This is a genomic window from Terrabacter sp. 01T434 (assembly GCF_056398545.1).
In genome coordinates, this window is the sequence record NZ_JBFTPP010000003.1 from 201,071 (window position 1) to 217,736 (window position 16,666).

A 16,666-nucleotide genomic window follows, 5' to 3' on the forward strand; every position below is an offset into this window, starting at 1 on the left:
GCAGTGACTAGGGTCACCTTTGTGTTCATTGAGTTCTCGCGGCCGGACGTATGCCGTTGAGCTCGGTCCCGGCCTCCGTGACCCGCGTGCTCGGCGCGCCGGGTCGCTGGAGCGTCGCGGCGCAGACGTTCGCGCTGCAGGTCCTCATCGCCGTGCTCGTCGTCGGGGCGGGGCTCGTCGGCGCGTACGGCCAGGCGCAGCGCGCCGGTGACCAGCAGGCGATGGCCCGCGCCCTGGCGGTCGCGGAGACGATGGCGGCGACGCCGAGTGTCATCGCTGCCGTCCAGGGCCCGAACCCCTCGGCGGCGCTCCAGCCGTACGCCGAGCGCGTGCGCGTGGAGTCCGGTACGGACTTCGTGGTCGTCATGAGCCGCGACGCCATCCGCTACACGCACCCGGACCCGAGCCAGATCGGCAAGAAGTTCATCGGGCACACCGAGGACGCGCTCGCCGGCGGCGTCGTCGAGGAGGACTACACCGGCACGCTCGGCCCGTCCTCGCGCGTCGTCGTGCCCGTCAGCGACCGGGGCAAGGTCGTCGCGCTCGTCTCCGTCGGCATCCGCAAGTCGGCCGTCGGCGAGCGGGTGCGCGCCCAGCTGCCCGTGCTGCTCCTCGCCGGTCTCGTGGCCGCCCTCCTGTCGGGACTCGGGACGGCCCTCGTGTCGCGACGCATCCGCCGGCAGACGCACGGCCTCGGCGAGCAGCAGCTGCGCGAGATGTACGAGTACTACGACGCCGTGCTGCATGCCGTCACCGAGGGACTGGTCATCACCGACCTCGACGGGCGGCTCCGGCTCGCCAACGACGAGGCGACGCGCCTGCTGGCGCTGCCCGCCGACGCCGTCGGCCGGCCCGTCGCCGACCTCGGCCTGGGTCCGGCGCTGACGGCCGCCCTCACCGACGACGCGTCCCACGAGGACGAGCTGCACGTGACGTCCGCCCGCGTGCTCGTGCTCAACCGCGGTCCGGCCCGCTGGCAGGGCCGGCTGCTCGGCCACGTCGCGACGCTGCGCGACCGCACCGACCTCGAGGCGCTGACCGGTGAGCTCGACTCGGCCCGGGGACTCACCGAGGCGCTGCGCTCGCAGGCGCACGAGTCGGCGAACCGGCTCCACACGATCGTCAGCCTCATCGAGCTCGGGCACACCGACCGGGCCCTCGACTTCGCGACCGACGAGCTCCAGGTCTCCCAGGTGCTCACCGACCGCGTCGTCGGCTCGGTCGACGAGCCGGCCCTCACCGCGGTCCTCCTCGGCAAGGCGGCCGAGGCCCACGAGCGCGGCATCGCCTTCGAGATCGAGCCGGGGTCGCGCTGGCCGCAAGGGGTCGCACCCACGCGCGACGTCGTGACGATCGTCGGCAACCTCATCGACAACGCCCTCGACGCCGTGACCGGCGAGCCCGGGCGCACCGGTGCGTCCCGGCCCGAGCGGCACGTCCGCTTCGACGCCAGGGTCGAGGGGGCGTATGCCGTCCTCCAGGTCTCCGACGACGGGCCGGGTCTGCCTCCCGGGGCGGTCGAGAACGCCTTCCGGCGCGGCTGGTCGACGAAGGAGCAGGGCAGCGCGGGCCGGCGCGGCATCGGTCTCGCCCTTGTCGCCCAGACCGTCGAGCGGCTCGGCGGGACGCTCGAGGTGTCCGGACCGCCGGGAGCGACGTTCACCGTCCGGCTGCCGGTGAGGGGTGGCGATGACTGAGGCGTCCGGGCCCCGTGCGCTGCGCGTCCTCGTCGTCGAGGACGAGCCGATCGCGGCGGAGGCCCACACGGCATACGTCGGCCGTGTCGACGGCTTCGAGGTGGTCGCGACCGTGGGAACCTCGCAGGCGGCGCTGAAGACGTTGCAGGACAAGGAGATCGACGTCGTCCTGCTCGACATGAACCTGCCGGACCGACACGGGCTCGACGTCGTCCGAGCCATGCGCGCGGCCGGACACCGGGCCGACGTCATCGCCGTGACGTCGGCGCGTGACCTCGAGGTCGTGCGCGCGGCCGTGTCGCTCGGGGTGGTGCAGTACCTGCTCAAGCCCTTCGTCTTCGCGACTCTGCGGGAGCGGCTCCTCGCCTACCGGGCCTACCGCGACCAGGTGACGAGCGGCGCGGAGATCGGCACGCAGGCCGAGGTCGACGAGGTCTTCGCCGGCGCGCGCGTGGCGGGCGAGGTCCGGCTGCCCAAGGGGATGGGCGAGGAGCTGCTCGCCAAGGTCACCCGGCTGCTGCGCGAGTCAGAGACCGGACGCTCGGCGAGCGAGCTCGGCGAGGCGCTCGGCGTCAGCCGCGTCACGGCCCGCCGCTACGCCGAGTATCTCTGCGAGACCCGGGTCGCCGTGCGCCGGTCGAGGTATGCCGGGGCGGGCCGTCCGGAGGTCGAGTACCTCTGGGGTCGCTGACCGCTCAGACCGTCGCCGGCGTCCGGCGGCCGAGGCGCGCGAGCACGCGCTCCTGACGGTCGGCGTCGTCGGGAACGGGCAGGGCTGGCTTGCAGACGCCGTCGTCGTAGAGGTGCTCGCCGAAGCCGTCAGCCGAGCGTTCGAGCATGTCGAGCTCGGAGTCCGTGAGGCGCTCGTCGAGACCCGCAGCGGCGGCGATGTCCCAGCGGTGGACGACGAGGTCGAAGCCGTGGAAGGCGACGATGGACTTCCCCACCGTGGTGCGGCCGAAGACGCCGTCGTACTCCATCCCGGCGACGGCCGGGTCGGTGAGCAGCTCGCGCATCCGCTCCAGGTGGACGCGCCAGGCATCGCCGGGATCGATCGAGGGGTCTGAGTCGAGGTCGACTGACGTTGCGGCGTCGACCCCGCGCTCGGCGAGGAACGTGCGCTGGCTGTGGATGACGTGGGCCAGCACGTCCCGGGCACTCCAGCCCTCGCACGGGCTCGGGGCGTCCCAGTCGGTGGCAGGGACGCGGTCGACGACGGCGCCGAAGGGTTCGGCGAGACGGAGGTAGGAGCCGAGAATGTCGGCGGTCGAAGAGGTCATGCCGTCACCGTAGGGGCCCGCTCGTCGGTGGGTCTTGATACTTTCCGACACGTGACGACGTCAGCCGGGTCGGGACGGACGGCGGCCCGCGACGACATCGAGCGGGCCCACCTGGTCGACCCCGCCGACCACACGTGGTCGATCGCCCGGGCCTCGGTCTCGCCGGACCTCGGCGACCTCGCCCGACGCTTCTGGATTCCCGTCTGGGACGTGCCCGAGGGACGCGACTCGGTGCAGCGGGTGCTGCAGTACCCCGTCTGCCTGGTCGTGCTCTCGGACAGCTACGCGCGCTTCTACGGCGTCGTCTCCGGCCTGTCGCGCACGATGCTGACGGGTCGCGGCTGGGCGGTGGGCCTCATGCTGCAGCCCGCTGCCGGCCACCTGTTGACGCGCGCGCCGGTGCGCCGGATGACCGACCGGTTCGTGGACCTCACGACGATCCCCACGATGAACGGTGCCGCACTGACCCGGGAGGTCCGGTCACTCATGAACCTCGAGCCCACCTCCCCCGATGCACAGGCACAGGCCCGCGGGGTCCTCGAGGACGCGCTGCGAGCACTGCTACCCGTCGACGACGAGGGGCTGCTCGTCAACGCGATCGTCGAGGACGTCGAGACCTCACCTGAGCTGCTCCGCGTCGACGAGCTCTGCGCGCGCTTCGACATCGGCGAGCGCACTCTGCAACGCCTGCTGCACAAGCGGATCGGGCTGGGACCGAAGTGGCTCATCCGGCGGCGCCGCCTCCAGGAGGCCGCCGACCGGCTGCGGGACTCCGACGCCGAGCTGGCCGGCATCGCCGTCGACCTCGGCTATGCCGACCAGGCCCACTTCACGCGCGACTTCCGCAAGGCGACGGGACTGACTCCGGGCGAGTTCGCCGCCCGCTTCCGCTGACCGGCCGCCGGTCCGGAACTAGCTCGCGAGGACGTGGGCCTCGCCATGGGTCTGACGGCGGAGCGCCGCAGCGCACTCGGCGACGACGGCGACCGCGAGCGCCGCCGCGGTGTCGTCGGCGGGCTCGGGCACGATGCGGCTCACGATGCCCTGCGCCGCGAGGTCGAGCACCCCGACCTGCTGGAGCTGGGCCATCTCGGCGGCGTGCGACACGTCCCCGTGGACGATCGCGCTCGCACCCTCGGGCGGCAGCGGCGACAGCCAGGCGTGCTCCGCCGCGATGACCTCACGTGCCGGCAGGAGCGCGAGCGCCCCACCGCCACAACCCTGCCCGAGCACGACGGACACCGTCGGCACCGTCATCGTGGTCAGCGTCGCGATGCACCGCGCGATCTCACCGGCGATCGCACGCTCCTCGGCGTGCGCCGACAGCTCGGCGCCGGGGGTGTCGATGACGGTGACGAGCGGCATACCCAGCTCCTCGGCGAGGCGCATCGCGCGACGGGCCTCGCGGAGCGCGCCCGGCCCCATCGGGGATGTCGGTGACTGTCGCGCACGGTCCTGCCCGACGAGGACGCACGGCTGCCCGTCGAGCCGGGTCAGGGCCACGAGCATGGTCGAGTCGCGCTCGCCCTCGTCGGTGCCGTTGAGCCGCAGCGTGCCGGTGGCCCCGTGGCGCAGCAGCTCGCGCACCCCCGCCCGGTCGGGTCGGCGGGTGACCTCGATCGACTCCCAGGCGGACAGGTGCCGGCTCGGCTCACCCTCGCGCCGATCCAGGCGAGGCACGGTCGGGGGGTCGACGAGGACGCCGAGCGCCCGGTCGACGAGCATCGGCAGGTCCTCGGCTGCGACCACGGCGTCGAGCACCCCCTTGGCAGCGAGGTTCTCGGCCGTCTGCACGCCCGCCGGGAACGGCTCGCCGTTGAGCGCCTCGTAGACCTTGGGGCCGAGGAAGCCGACGAGCGCGCCCGGCTCGGCCACCGTCACGTGCCCGAGCGATCCCCACGACGCATACACCCCGCCGGTGGTCGGGTGGCGCAGGTGCACGAGGTAGGGCAGCCGCGCGGTCCGGTGCGCCATGAGTGCCCGCGAGATCTCGACCATGTGGACGAACGCCGGTGTCCCCTCCTGCATGCGGGTGCCACCCGACGCCGTCGAGGCGAGGACGGGCAGGCCTTCCGCGGTGGCGCGGCGGACGGCGGCCGTGATGCGCTCCGCCGCGGCCCGGCCGATCGACCCGGCGAGGAAGCGGAACTCGTTGACGACGACGGCGACCGGACGGCCGCGCACACGCCCGCGCCCGGTGAGCACCGACTCGTCGGTGCCGGCCCTCGCTGCAGCGGCCTCGAGCTGGAGGCGATAGTCCTCCGGCTGCCCGCTGATGTCGATGGGCTCGTCCCACGACTCGAAGGAGGCGGCGTCGAGCACGAGGTCGAGCAGCTCGTGGGCGGTCCACGGTCGACGCGCCATCACTCGCCCTTCAGCCAGGCGCGGATGGCCGGGCCGTCCTCGTCGAGGGTGGGGGGCGCATCGTGGTCGCGACGCGTCACCTCGGCGCCGGCGCCGTCGAAGAAGCGCAGCGGCGGGCCGGGCAGCGTGAGCGGGCCGAGCGTGGGGTGCTCGACCTCGACGATGAGCCCCTGGCTCGCGGTCTGGTCCCACGCATACACCTCGTCGAGCGTGCGCACCTTGCCGGCGGGCACACCGACCTCGGCGAGACGGGCGAGCAGCGGCTCGGCGTCCCAGTCGGCGAAGGCCGACTCGACGACCTTGATGACCCGGTCACGGGCGGCGACGCGCTCGGCGTTGGTCGCGAGACCCTCTGCGGCGGGGTCGAGCCCGAAGGCCACGCACAGCCGCTGCCACAGCCCCTCGCTGCCGACGGCGATCTGCACCGACCCGTCGCGGCAGTGGAAGAGGCCGTAGGGGCTGATCGACGGATGGTGGTTGCCGGCCGACCGGCCGACCTCGCCCGCGACGGTCCAGCGCGTGCCCTGGAAGGCGTGCACGCCGACGACGGCTGCCAACAGCGACGTGCGCACGACCGTGCCCCGGCCGGTGCCGTGGCGTTCGTTGAGGGCCGCGAGCACGCCGTACGCGCCGTACATCCCCGAGAGCAGGTCGGCGATCGGGACACCGACCCGCTGGGGGTCGTCCGGGCCGGAGCCGGTCAGCGACATGAGCCCGGCCTCGCCCTGGGCGATCTGGTCGTAGCCGGCACGCCCGCCCTCGGGACCGTCGTGGCCGAACCCGGTGATCGACAGCACGACGAGGCGCGGGTTGCGCTCCATGAGCGACTCGATGCCGAGACCGAGACGCTCGAGCACGCCGGTGCGGAAGTTCTCCACGAGGACGTCGGCCCGGTCGACGAGCGCGAGCAGCACGTCCTTGTCGGCCGCGTCCTTGAGGTCGAGGGTGATCGACTCCTTGTTCCGGTTGGCCGACAGGAAGTAGGTCGACTCCCGCCGTCCCTCCTCGCCGACGAAGGGTGGTCCCCAGCCGCGGGTGTCGTCCCCGCGTCCCGGCGCTTCGACCTTGATGACGCGGGCGCCCAGGTCGGCGAGCATCATCGTCGCGTGCGGCCCCGCGAGGGCGCGGGAGAGGTCGACGACGAGGACGTCCGACAGGGGTCCGGCGGACTGGGGGGCTGAGGTCATTCGGTCACCATCCAGGGAGGGGTGGGCCACGGCTGGCTCAGTGGCCTAGCCAATAGGTCAATGGTCCGACTGTCAATAGTATGTTCCCATGTCAGCATCGGGGCTGCCCCGCCTCACGAGAACCCGGCTCTACGAGCAGGTCGCCGAGCAGATCAGCGCGTGGATCCAGTCCAACGGCCTCGCGCCGGGCGACCGGCTGCCCCCCGAACGCGAGCTCGCGCAGCGTCTCGGCGTCAGCCGCGCGACCCTGAGCCAGGCCCTCGTCGCGCTGGAGGTCATCGGCGTGGTCCAGGTCCGGCACGGCGACGGCACCATCCTGGCCGAGGCCCCGGGACCGAGGCGCATCGTCGAGGCGATCCGCGCCCACGCCCATCGGCTGCCCGAGATCATCGAGACGCGCGACGCCCTCGAGACGAAGATCGCGGCCCTCGCCGCCACGCGTCGGACCGCCGACGACCTCGCCCGCATCGACGAGGCCATCGCCGAGATGGCCCGGGACGTCGAGGCCGGTGGCCGCGGCGTCGAGGGCGACGAGCGCTTCCACGGCGCCGTGACGGCAGCCGCCCACTCGCTCCTGCTCGCCCGGCTCATGGACGAGATCCGTGACCTGATCCGGGAGACGCGCATCGAGTCGCTCTCCCAGCCAGGTCGCCCCGCCGACTCGCTCAGCGGTCACCGGGCCATCGCTGACGCCATTCGCTCCGGCGACCCCGACGCAGCCGCCGCAGCCATGCACGCCCACGTCGTCATGGTCAGCGACGTGGCGGTGCTGCGAGACGGGTCGTGACCTCGCCCACCTGAGGACGTATGCCGTGTGGCCGGCCCTCAGGCGCTGGCACCCTCAGGCGCTGGTGCCCTCAGGCGCTGGTGGCCTCGCGGTGGCGGCGGGCGAGCTCGAGGTAGACCTCGGCATTGGCGCGGATGCGGGCCAGACCCGGGTCGTCGATCTCGCGCCGGACCGTTCCGGGCACGCCGGCGACGAGCGACCGGGGCGGGATGACCGCGCCCTCGGGCACGACGGCTCCGGCGGCGATGAGGCTGCCGGCGCCGATGTGGGCGCCGTTGAGCACGACAGAGCCCATCCCGATGAGGCAGTCGTCCTCGATGGTGCAGCCGTGGAGCACGGCGCGGTGTCCGACCGAGACGCCGGACCCGATCGTCGTCGGGTGACCGGCGTCGGTGTGCACGACGACACCGTCCTGCAGGTTGCTCCGCTCACCGAGGACGATGGGGTCGAAGTCGGCGCGGAGCACCGCGGTGTACCAGACGCTCGAGGTCGCCCGGAGGTCGACGGCTCCGACGAGGTCGGCGCTCGGCGCCACCCAGGCGGTCTCGTGGACCACCGGGGTGACACCGGCGAGGGTGACGATCACGTCAGCTCACCAGGACCGCGTCGCGCGTGTGCACCTCGGCGGTGGACATCTTGCGACGGATCCACGGCACGAGCGCGAGGAGCACGCCGGCCACGACGAGGGTGATGACGCCGTTGACGAGGTAGTACGCCGCATCGCTGAGGCCGCCCATGGCCTGGATGAGCTGTGCGGCGATGGCCTGGCCGGCGGCGCTGCCGAGGAACCACAGCGCCATCGCCTGGCTCGCGAAGGCACGGGGCGCGAGGCGCGTCGTGGCGGAGAGGCCGACCGGTGAGAGGCACAGCTCGGCGACCGTCTGCATGACGAAGACCCCACCGAGGATGTAGACCGGCGCCGTGTTGCCCTGGAAGGTGGCGAAGGCCCACGACATGGCGAGCGCGGACAGGCCGATGATGGCGACACCGAGGACGAACTTCATCGGCGTGGAGGGGAAACGGCCGGCGCGCTTGGTCCAGATCCAGCCGAAGATCGGGGCGAGCAGCACGATGGCGAGCGGGTTGATCGACTGGAACCACTCGGGGTTGATCGTGACGCCGGCCGTCTGCTTGACAGTGTTGTCGGAAGCGAAGAGCGCCATCTTGCCGGCGGCCTGCTCGAAGATCATCCAGAAGAGCATCGCGCCGATCCACAGCGGCAGGTAGGCCGCGAGGTGCGACTTCTCCTCGCGCTCGACCTTGGGGCTGCGGAACATCATCGTGAAGTAGGCGATCGGCGTCAGCACGGCGACGATCGAGATCGCGTCGATGACCTGGTCGAGCACCGTGTCGCGCCACAGGCCGGCGAGCACGACGACCAGCGCGAAGGCGACGACGGCGCCCAGGGCGAGGGTGGTGACCCGGCCGCGCTCCTCGGGCGAGAGCGGGTTGGGGACGTCGTCGACGGCGGGGCCAAGAGCCTTGCGGCCCACGACGAACCACGTGATGGCGATGGCCATCCCGACCGCCGCGGCGGAGAACCCCGCGTGGTAGCCGTAGTGCTCGCGCAACCAGCCCACGACGAGCGGCGAGAAGAACGAGCCGATGTTGATCGACATGTAGAAGATCGAGAAGCCGCCGTCACGACGGGCGTCCTCGGGCTTGTAGAGCGTGCCGACCATGGAGGACACGTTGGGCTTGAGCAGGCCCGTGCCGAGCGCGACGAGCGCGATGCCGAGCCATGCGGTGGCCTGCGCCGGGACCGCGAGGCAGACGTGGCCGGCCATGATGACGACGGCGCCGTAGAGCGTCGAGCGCCGGGCACCGAAGAGCCGGTCCGCGGTGAAGCCGCCGATGATCGAGAGCAGGTAGACGGACGCGCCGTAGATCGCGACGACGGCCGTGCCGGTCGTCTTGTCGATGCCGAGGCCGCCGTTGGCCGCGGTGTCGACGAGGAAGTACAGCAGGATGGCGCGCATCCCGTAGTAGGAGAAGCGCTCCCAGAGCTCGACGAAGAAGAGCGTCGACAGCCCCTTCGGGTGTCCGAGGAAGGCGCGGTCGTCCGCGCTCGAGCCGACCGGCGGTGTGGGCGGTCGGCTCTGGGTCTGTGTTGACATGCGTTTCTCCCAGCCCTCGTGAGGGCAGTCTCGACAGTGGGACAACCTCCCCAAACTAAGGGGGTTGCACGGTCGGACTCAAACTCGCGAGGTGCGCGCAACCCCCCTGCGCAGCGCAAGGGCGTCCTTCAGAACGCCCGTGGCGAGCGCCGCACCGACGCCTTCACCCGCACGGATACGCAGGTCGAGAAGGGGCTCGAGGCCGAGCTCGCGGAGCACCAGCGCATGGGCTTTCTCACGTGAGCGCTGGCCCGCGACGAGGTGCGCCGCGACGGCCGGCTCGAGGCCCACCGCGGCGAGTGCACACACGGACGTGGCGAGTCCGTCGAGCACCACCACGCCGCCCGACTCGGCCACTCCGAGGACGATGCCGGTGAGGACGGCGAGCTCTCCCCCGCCGAGTCGCCGCACGGTCTCGGCGGGCCCGACCCGCCCGACCCGGGCCAGGGCCCGCGTCACGACGTCGCGCTTGCGGTCGAGCATCGCGGCGTCGGCGGAGGAGCCTCGACCGACGACGTCGTCGGCCGGCACCCCGAGCAGGGCGGCCGCGACGGCCGCCGCCACGGTCGTGTTGCCGACGCCGACCTCGCCGAGGGCCACCGGGCCGGCGCCCGCCAGAGCGACGCCACGCGTGCGCCCGAGAGCCAGCAGGCCGGCATACGCAATCTCGTCGAGAGCGTCGGTGGTCACGAGATCGCCTCTGCTGCAGTGAATCCCGGCGTCGATGAGCTCGACGTCGAGGCCGGCGGCGTGCGCTGCGACCGCACCCATCGACGTGCCCTCGCGGGTGGCGCGTGCCACGTCCGCCGTGACCGACGGGTCGAACGCCGTGATGTCGTATGCCGTCACGGCGTGGTCCGCGGCCGCCACGACGAGGGTGCCCCGTCCGTCCACCGCAGTCAGCGCAGTGATGCGGTCGAGGACGGCGTCGAGGACGCCGAGCGAGCCGGGCACGGTGAGCAGGTCGTCGGAGCGGTCGCGGGCGGCGACGACGTCGGCGGGCTCCGGAGCGCGGAGGTGGGAGGGCGGGGCGTCGCGCTCGGTCCAGCGCTCGTGCATGACGACCTGGTCGAGCGGCAGCCGCTTCGACCAGCCGGCGCGTTCGAGGCCGGGCTCGGGTGGGCGCTCGTCGGGCCAGCCGAGGCAGAGCCAGCCCAGCGTCTCGACGCCGTCGGGCAGGCCGAGCAGGTCGGCGAGCTCGGCCGGCTCGAAGAGGGTGACCCAGCCGAGTCCGAGACCGTGGGCCCGGGCCGTCAGCCAGATGTTCTCGATGGCGGCGGCGCACGACCAGAGATCGGCGTCCGGGAAGGTCGCGCGTCCGAGCACGCCGGCCGCCGGGGTGCGGCGGTCGCACGCGACGACGATGCCGACGGGCGCCTCGCGGATGCCCTCGAGGCGCAGGTCGAGCAGGCCGCGCGCGGACTCCTCGGCCATCCCGGCGGCCTGGCGCAGTCGGCAGCGGTCGGCCATCAGCGCCGCGGCGTCCCGGGTGGCTGCCTCGGTGACGACGAGGAAGCGCCACGGCTGGCTGTGCCCGACCGACGGCCCGCGGTGGCCGGCCGTGAGCACCGCGGTGAGCACGTCCGACGGCACGGGGTCAGGTCGGAACCGACGGATGTCGCGGCGCGCGCCGACGACCCGCTCGAGCGAGGCGAGGTCGTCGCGCAGGGCCCACGCGTCGGGCGCCTCGGCCCGCTCGGCAGCCGACGACGGATCGCCGATCGTGGGTACAGGCCTGCGGTAGGTCACACGCCCGACCCTAGTTCGGGGCCGTCTCGATCCACCCACGGGTCGCGCCCAGCACGCGGCTGCCGTCGGTGTCCGCGAGGGACATCCCGACGAAGGCGGTGGCGCCCTCGGACGTCTGCCAGCGGAAGCGGTAGTCGGTGGAGGTCGCCGCCTCGGCGATGGCTGCGGCGGCGTCCTGCGACGACTGGGCGTTGGCGAAGGCCCCCGCAGACCGGGCGAGGTAGGCCTCGAGCTGGGCGGCATACGGGTCCGAGGCCCGGGCGTCGTCGGGTCGCGCGACGTTGCCCACGAAGTCGCTGGCGACGGCGGCGGGCTCGATGACGGAGACGTGCACCCCGTGGGCGAGCATGACGACGGCGAGCGACTGCATGAAGCCCTCGACGGCGAACTTCGCGCCGCAGTAGGCGTCCGCGAAGGGCTGCCCGACGGCGCCGCCGACGCTGGTGACGGTGAGCACCGTGCCCGAGCCCGCCTCGCGCATGTGGGGCAGGACGAGCTTGGTCAGGGCGACGGGGCCGAGGTAGTTCACCTCCAGCTGGTCCCGGACCTCGTCGAGGCTCAGCTGCTCCGCCGTCGCGACGGCGCCCCTGCCGGCGTTGTTGACGAGGACGTCGATGCGGCCGTGGTCGGCGAGCACGCCGTCGACACAGGCGCGCGCGGCATCGTGGTCGGTGACGTCGAGTGCGCGGACGTCGACCTCGACGCCGGCCTGTGCCGCCGCCTCGGTCAGGGCGGTGGCGCGCGTCGTGTCGCGCATCGTCGCGACGACGGTGAGCCCGCGACGCGCGAGCTCGACCGCGGTGTGCAGGCCCATGCCCGAGGAGGTTCCGGTGACGAGGGCGACCGGCTGACCGTTGGCGTTCATGTCGGTGAGGCTACGCCCGGACGGTTCGGGCCGTCGATGTCGTCGAGGGTCGTCGAGGCCGGACTCGATAGCCTCCGGTCCCTGATCCATCCCTGGACGTGCCGAATCGGTGACGACGAGCAGTGGGCGGGGGCCCCGGAGAAGGAACCGCCCGAGGTCCCTCACGTCTGGCGACCGCGAACCTGATCGGCCTGCCGGCCGGGACGGCCCCCACAAACCCTAGGCCGAGGGCTGCGGGGCTGGTTCGGCGTCGATGTCGTCGAGGCCGGCGATGACGATCTCGAGGAGCCGGGCCAGCTCGTGCCGCTCCCTGTCGGACAGGCCACGAAGCGTGTCGCCCTCGACGACGTTGGACTCCCGGACGGCGGCGCTGAAGAGCGACCACCCGTCCTTGGTCAGCGAGACGAGCGTCCGGGTGCGGTTGGACTCGTCGGGCCGGCGCTGGAGCAGCCCCCGTCCGGCCATCTTGTCGAGCCGGTGCGTCATCGACGACGGTGCGACGTTCGAGAGGTCGGCGAGCTGGCTGGGGGTCAGACACGTCTCGCCGGCCCGCGCGAGGGCTGCGAGCACGGCCCACTCCCCCTGGGTCAGGTCGAGGTCGGCGAACTGCCGGACGTACCACTGGTCGAGCTTCTTCGTCACGGCATACACGGCGGTGATGACGCGCTGCACCGACTCCTCACCACCGGCGGCGACGTAGGTCGCGACGTCGGCGGCATGCTCCTGCTGGGCGGTGGGTCGTCGCTTCGCTGCCATAGGACCGCATTGTCGCATTGACCGTGGCTGGTGCTACTCTTTCGATCTCGAACTTCGATGACGAAATATTCGATGCCGAAGCTGCGTTGACCACCTGGTCCGCCTCCCCCGTCCCCGAAAGGGTGTGAAACCCATGCGCACCAAGCTGCTCATCCTCGCGTCGTCCATCGGCATGCTCGGTTGGGGCACCGTGCTGCCGTACCAGTACGCGTATGCGGCCAACACCCGCGGCTGGGGCGCTCTCACGGCCGCTCTGGCCAGCACGCTCTTCTCCGTCGGCGCGCTCGTCGCGGCACCCTTCGCGGGTCGGCTCAGCGACCGCTTCAACCCGGTCACCGTCGCCGTCGTGGCCAAGCTGCTCGCGGCCGTCGGCGTCGGCGGCCTGGTCTGGGCGCAGTCGGCCCCGGCCTTCCTCGTCGGCATGTTCGTCTTCGGCTTCGGCCTGACCGCCGCCGGCCCTGCCGCGTCGGTTCTCGTGCTGCGCTGGGCCGGGAGCGACGACCGCCGCAAGGTCTTCGCCTACAAGTTCACGGCCGAGGCCATCGGCATGGCGGTCGGCGCGTTCGTCGCGGGCCAGATCGTCGACCTCTCGCGCGTCGACGGGATGACCTTCGCCTTCGTCGCCGCCGGCGTGGGGTTCGCGATCTCGGCCGTGCTCATCCACGTCGCCGGCATCGGTGCACCGAGCGAGGTCGCTCCCGACCTGGCTGCCGATGAGGCCGAGGCCCGGATCGGCACGATGGAGGCCCTGCGCCGCATCTTCGCCGTGCGCGCGCTGCGCTGGACGGCCCTCGTCACGGTGGCCCTCGCGCTCGGCTTCTACGCCCAGTTCGAGTCGGGTCTGCCGGCCTACGCCCTGACCGTCCTCGACGTCCACGCGTCGGCGATCGGCCTCGCCGCCGCCGTGAACTGCCTCGTCATCGTGGCGCTCCAGGTCGTCGTCGTCCGCGTCACGGCGCGTCGCAACGCCGCCAGCCTGCTCATGGTCGTGGGCGCCGTCTGGACCCTCTCGTGGGTCGTGCTGTCGGCAGCCCAGCTGGCGCCCGAGATCGCCTCGGCGCTCTTCGTCACGACGTTCGGCATCTTCGCCGTCGGAGAGACGATGTATGCCCCGGTCCTCAACCCGCTCACCGCGAGCCTCGCCCCCCAGGGTCTCGTCGGCACGACGCTCGGCACCTTCACCGCGATCCAGACGACCTTCTCGGCCCTCGGGCCGCTCGTGGCCGGCGCCCTTCTCGGCATGGGCCTCGCGAACGGCTTCCTCGCCCTGCACCTGGTGATCAGCCTCGCCGCCGTCTACGGCGCGTGGCGCCTCCGGGCCGCGCTGCGGGACCGCCGCGCCGAGGAGCACCGCCGGGCCGCCGTCGACGTCCCCGTCGCGGCTGCCCCAGCGGACCACGGCGACCCGGTCCTCGTCGCCTGAGTCCTCAGAACGCCTGAAACCCCTCGATCCACCAGATAGCCGGGGAAGTCAGGACCAAAGCCTCTGGCGCCCGCTCTGGTGGCGAGGCACGGTGAAGGTAGAAGAGGAAAGGAGGTGAGGACGATGTCACAGCTCCTTGAGAGAGAACGTGTCGGGACTGAGCACCTTCCGAGGTTGTTCCGCAACCGCACGGTCGACTACACGCTCCTGGTCCTCGGTGCCGTGGTCGCAGCCTTCGGCGCGTACACCTACCTGGTGCCGGCCAGCTGGATCCTGGCGGACCTGAGCGAGGCCTGGTACCTCGGCAGCTGGATCGCAGGCGGCGTTCTGCTCACCGCAGGCTTCGGCATGCTCGGCGCCAGCATCCGCGACCGGTCTGGTCGCTGGACCGCGGACGCAGTGGTGAGCTTCGTGCTCGGGCTGCTGAGCCTGGCCGGAGCGGTCGCCGCAGCAGTAGTGCTCGTCATCTGAGCACCTGAGAAGAGGTGATGCCGGATCGAAGCCCCCGTCAGCCGGGGGCTTCGATGCCGTCCGGGGTCGTGGCCGCCCCGGTCACCGCGCGTTGAACGTCTCGATCCGCTCGATCGCCTCGGCCACTGCCGTGGTGCCGGCCGCGAAGCTCAGCCGCACCGAGCGGGCCCCCGCGCGGTCGTCGAAGTCGCCACCCGGCGTGATGGCGACGCCGACGTCCTCGAGCAGCGCCTTCGCGTATGCCGCCGAGCCGCCCCAGCGGGCGAGCTGGGGACCGAGGTCGGCCCAGTAGTAGAACGCGCCGTCCGGGGGCGCCGACTCACCCCACCCGAGCCGGGCTGCGTTGTCGAGCAGCAGTCTCCGCGTCCGCGCGAACTCGGCAACGGCTTGGTCACACTCACGGTAGGACTCCTCGGCGAAGGCCGACACGGCGGCATACTGCGCCGGCGCGGGCGGGCACAGCGAGACGTTGCCCGCGAGCGCGTCGACGGGCCGCACGAGGTCCTCGGGCAGCAGCATCCAGCCGAGGCGCCACCCCGTCATGCCCCAGTACTTGCTGAACGAGGAGATGACGAGCGAGGACTCGTCGCTCTCCGACGCGCAGACGCCCCGCGGGTCCGCTGCGCCGGGGTCGGGATAGGTGACGCCGTGGTAGATCTCGTCGCTGACGAGGCGCACCCCGTTGGCCGCGCACCAGCCGGTGATCGCGGCGAGCTCGGCGCGGTCGACCATCGTGCCTGTCGGGTTCGCCGGCGAGGCGACGATGAGCCCGGCGAGCGGCCCACCGGCCTGAGCGGCGTCGAGCAGGGCGGGCGTCGGCTGGTAGCGGGTCTCGGGACCGCAGTCGATCTCGACGACCTCACAGCCGAGCGAGGTGAGGATGTTGCGGTAGGCGGGGTAGCCCGGCCGGGCGAGGGCCACGCGGTCGCCGGCCTCGAAGGCTGCGAGGAAGGCGAGGACGAATCCACCCGAGGAGCCCGTCGTGACGGCGACGCGAGAAGGGTCGACGTCGAGGCCGTACCAGCGGGTGTAGTGGGCGGCGATCTCCGCCCGCAGCTCACGGATGCCGAGCGCCGACGTGTAGGTCAGGGCCCGGCCGGACGCGTGGATCCGCGCCGCGGCCTCCGAGACGAGACGGGGCGCCCCGCCCGACGGCTCACCGGCGCAGAGCGACACGACGTCGCGACCCTCGGAGCGCAGCACGGCCACCCGGTCGAGCACGTCCATGACCTGGAATGGCGCCACCTGCGAGCGCCGCGAGGGATGGAGCGGTCGGGCCGGACGGACGGTCTCAGGGGTCACCCCTTCAGTCTGCCCGAACCCTCGACACCGGAAACGCGCCGTTCACCCCCCGTCGATAGCCTCGTGCGCATGACGATCGCCCACCACGCCGACGCCTCGACACTCACCGACAAGGAGGTGCTGACGTGGGAGGGCTTCGGCGTCGCGATCCGTGAGCTCGCGACGCTCGTGGCCGACTCGAGCTTCCGCCCGGACGTCCTCGTCGCGGTGGCGCGTGGCGGCCTGATCCCCGGTGGCGGCCTCTCGTACGCGCTCGGCATCAAGCTGACCGACGCGATCAACGTCGAGTTCTACACCGACGTCGAGGAGACGCTGCCCGACCCCGTCCTGCTCGCGCCACATCTGGACACCGAGAGCCTCAAGGGCCGCCAGGTCCTCGTCGTCGACGACGTCGCCGACTCGGGCCGGACGCTCGCCCTCGTGCTCGACCTGATCCAGGAGCACGGCGCCGAGGCCCGCAGTGCGGTGCTCTACGGCAAGCCGCGCTCGATCGTGACTCCCGACTACGTCTGGCGCCAGACCGACCGGTGGATCGTCTTCCCGTGGTCGGCCGAGCCGCCCGTCTCGGGTTCGCAGGTCACCGCGGCCCCCCGCGCCGACTGAGACGCCCGACGAAAGAGTGGCCCGACCACACTGACCGGTGCGGGCGGCGGTGCTAGACAGTGGTC

Annotated in this window: 16 protein-coding genes; 7 read left to right on the forward strand and 9 right to left on the reverse strand. The window is 72.4% G+C overall.

Annotated elements, in window-relative coordinates; all coding sequences use genetic code 11:
• The first annotated feature begins 56 nt into the window (after nucleotides 1-56).
• Both AC1DIW_RS08355 and AC1DIW_RS08360 read left to right on the forward strand, forming a co-directional pair.
• The gene (locus AC1DIW_RS08355; protein ID WP_478107343.1) at nucleotides 57-1,697 is read left to right on the forward strand and encodes a sensor histidine kinase; all 1,641 of its coding nucleotides are present in this window, start codon (nucleotides 57-59) and stop codon (nucleotides 1,695-1,697) included.
• Nucleotides 1,690-2,388 carry a response regulator gene (locus AC1DIW_RS08360; protein ID WP_442277463.1) on the forward strand — a complete coding sequence of 233 codons (699 nt, stop codon included), beginning with the start codon at nucleotides 1,690-1,692 and terminating at the stop codon, nucleotides 2,386-2,388. Before AC1DIW_RS08355 ends, AC1DIW_RS08360 begins: the two co-directional genes overlap by 8 nt.
• Nucleotides 2,389-2,392: 4 nt before the next feature.
• On the opposite strand, the gene AC1DIW_RS08365 is transcribed toward AC1DIW_RS08360, so the two are convergent.
• Complete coding sequence (locus AC1DIW_RS08365; RefSeq protein ID WP_478107345.1) at nucleotides 2,393-2,977, reverse strand: TIGR03086 family metal-binding protein; 585 nt, start codon at nucleotides 2,975-2,977, stop codon at nucleotides 2,393-2,395.
• Between the two features lie 51 nt (nucleotides 2,978-3,028).
• Between AC1DIW_RS08365 and AC1DIW_RS08370 the strand changes: the two genes are divergently transcribed.
• Nucleotides 3,029-3,871 carry a helix-turn-helix domain-containing protein gene (locus AC1DIW_RS08370; RefSeq protein WP_478107347.1) on the forward strand — a complete coding sequence of 281 codons (843 nt, stop codon included), beginning with the start codon at nucleotides 3,029-3,031 and terminating at the stop codon, nucleotides 3,869-3,871.
• An 18-nt stretch (nucleotides 3,872-3,889) separates the two neighbouring features.
• Here AC1DIW_RS08370 and AC1DIW_RS08375 read toward each other — a convergent pair whose 3' ends face one another.
• Together AC1DIW_RS08375 and AC1DIW_RS08380 are read right to left on the reverse strand one after the other, a co-directional pair.
• Nucleotides 3,890-5,341, reverse strand: a complete 1,452-nt coding sequence (locus tag AC1DIW_RS08375; RefSeq protein ID WP_478107349.1) for a carboxyl transferase domain-containing protein — start codon at nucleotides 5,339-5,341, stop codon at nucleotides 3,890-3,892.
• On the reverse strand, nucleotides 5,341-6,528 hold the full coding sequence (locus AC1DIW_RS08380) for a CaiB/BaiF CoA transferase family protein (RefSeq protein ID WP_478107351.1): 1,188 nt from the start codon (nucleotides 6,526-6,528) through the stop codon (nucleotides 5,341-5,343). The genes AC1DIW_RS08375 and AC1DIW_RS08380 overlap by 1 nt, the downstream gene beginning before the upstream one ends.
• An 88-nt stretch (nucleotides 6,529-6,616) precedes the next feature.
• Between AC1DIW_RS08380 and AC1DIW_RS08385 the strand changes: the two genes are divergently transcribed.
• Nucleotides 6,617-7,315: a FadR/GntR family transcriptional regulator gene (locus AC1DIW_RS08385; RefSeq protein ID WP_478107353.1), complete on the forward strand. Its 699-nt coding sequence runs from the start codon at nucleotides 6,617-6,619 to the stop codon at nucleotides 7,313-7,315.
• A gap of 70 nt (nucleotides 7,316-7,385) precedes the next feature.
• Here AC1DIW_RS08385 and AC1DIW_RS08390 read toward each other — a convergent pair whose 3' ends face one another.
• The 5 genes from AC1DIW_RS08390 to AC1DIW_RS08410 form a co-directional block, all read right to left on the reverse strand.
• Complete coding sequence (locus AC1DIW_RS08390; RefSeq protein ID WP_478107355.1) at nucleotides 7,386-7,901, reverse strand: gamma carbonic anhydrase family protein; 516 nt, start codon at nucleotides 7,899-7,901, stop codon at nucleotides 7,386-7,388.
• Between the two features lies 1 nt (nucleotide 7,902).
• A complete protein-coding gene (locus tag AC1DIW_RS08395; RefSeq protein ID WP_478107357.1) occupies nucleotides 7,903-9,432 on the reverse strand; it encodes a peptide MFS transporter in 1,530 nt (509 codons plus the stop codon).
• 78 nt (nucleotides 9,433-9,510) lie between these two features.
• Entirely contained in the window at nucleotides 9,511-11,181 is a 1,671-nt protein-coding gene (gene bluB, locus AC1DIW_RS08400) for a 5,6-dimethylbenzimidazole synthase (RefSeq protein WP_478107359.1), read from the reverse strand.
• A gap of 10 nt (nucleotides 11,182-11,191) precedes the next feature.
• Complete coding sequence (locus AC1DIW_RS08405) at nucleotides 11,192-12,046, reverse strand: SDR family oxidoreductase (protein WP_478107361.1); 855 nt, start codon at nucleotides 12,044-12,046, stop codon at nucleotides 11,192-11,194.
• A 219-nt stretch (nucleotides 12,047-12,265) separates the two neighbouring features.
• A complete protein-coding gene (locus AC1DIW_RS08410; protein WP_478107362.1) occupies nucleotides 12,266-12,802 on the reverse strand; it encodes a MarR family winged helix-turn-helix transcriptional regulator in 537 nt (178 codons plus the stop codon).
• 133 nt (nucleotides 12,803-12,935) lie between these two features.
• On the opposite strand from AC1DIW_RS08410, the gene AC1DIW_RS08415 reads away from it, so the two are divergent.
• Together AC1DIW_RS08415 and AC1DIW_RS08420 are read left to right on the forward strand one after the other, a co-directional pair.
• Entirely contained in the window at nucleotides 12,936-14,225 is a 1,290-nt protein-coding gene (locus AC1DIW_RS08415) for an MFS transporter (protein ID WP_478107363.1), read from the forward strand.
• A 174-nt stretch (nucleotides 14,226-14,399) separates the two neighbouring features.
• Nucleotides 14,400-14,696 (forward strand): hypothetical protein, encoded by a 297-nt coding sequence (locus tag AC1DIW_RS08420; RefSeq protein ID WP_478107364.1) that lies wholly within the window; start codon nucleotides 14,400-14,402, stop codon nucleotides 14,694-14,696.
• An 81-nt stretch (nucleotides 14,697-14,777) separates the two neighbouring features.
• On the opposite strand, the gene AC1DIW_RS08425 is transcribed toward AC1DIW_RS08420, so the two are convergent.
• Nucleotides 14,778-15,923 carry a pyridoxal phosphate-dependent aminotransferase gene (locus AC1DIW_RS08425; protein ID WP_478107747.1) on the reverse strand — a complete coding sequence of 382 codons (1,146 nt, stop codon included), beginning with the start codon at nucleotides 15,921-15,923 and terminating at the stop codon, nucleotides 14,778-14,780.
• A gap of 144 nt (nucleotides 15,924-16,067) precedes the next feature.
• Here AC1DIW_RS08425 and AC1DIW_RS08430 point away from each other — a divergent pair, with 144 nt between their 5' ends.
• Entirely contained in the window at nucleotides 16,068-16,601 is a 534-nt protein-coding gene (locus tag AC1DIW_RS08430) for a phosphoribosyltransferase (protein ID WP_478107366.1), read from the forward strand.
• The last annotated feature ends 65 nt before the right edge of the window (nucleotides 16,602-16,666 follow it).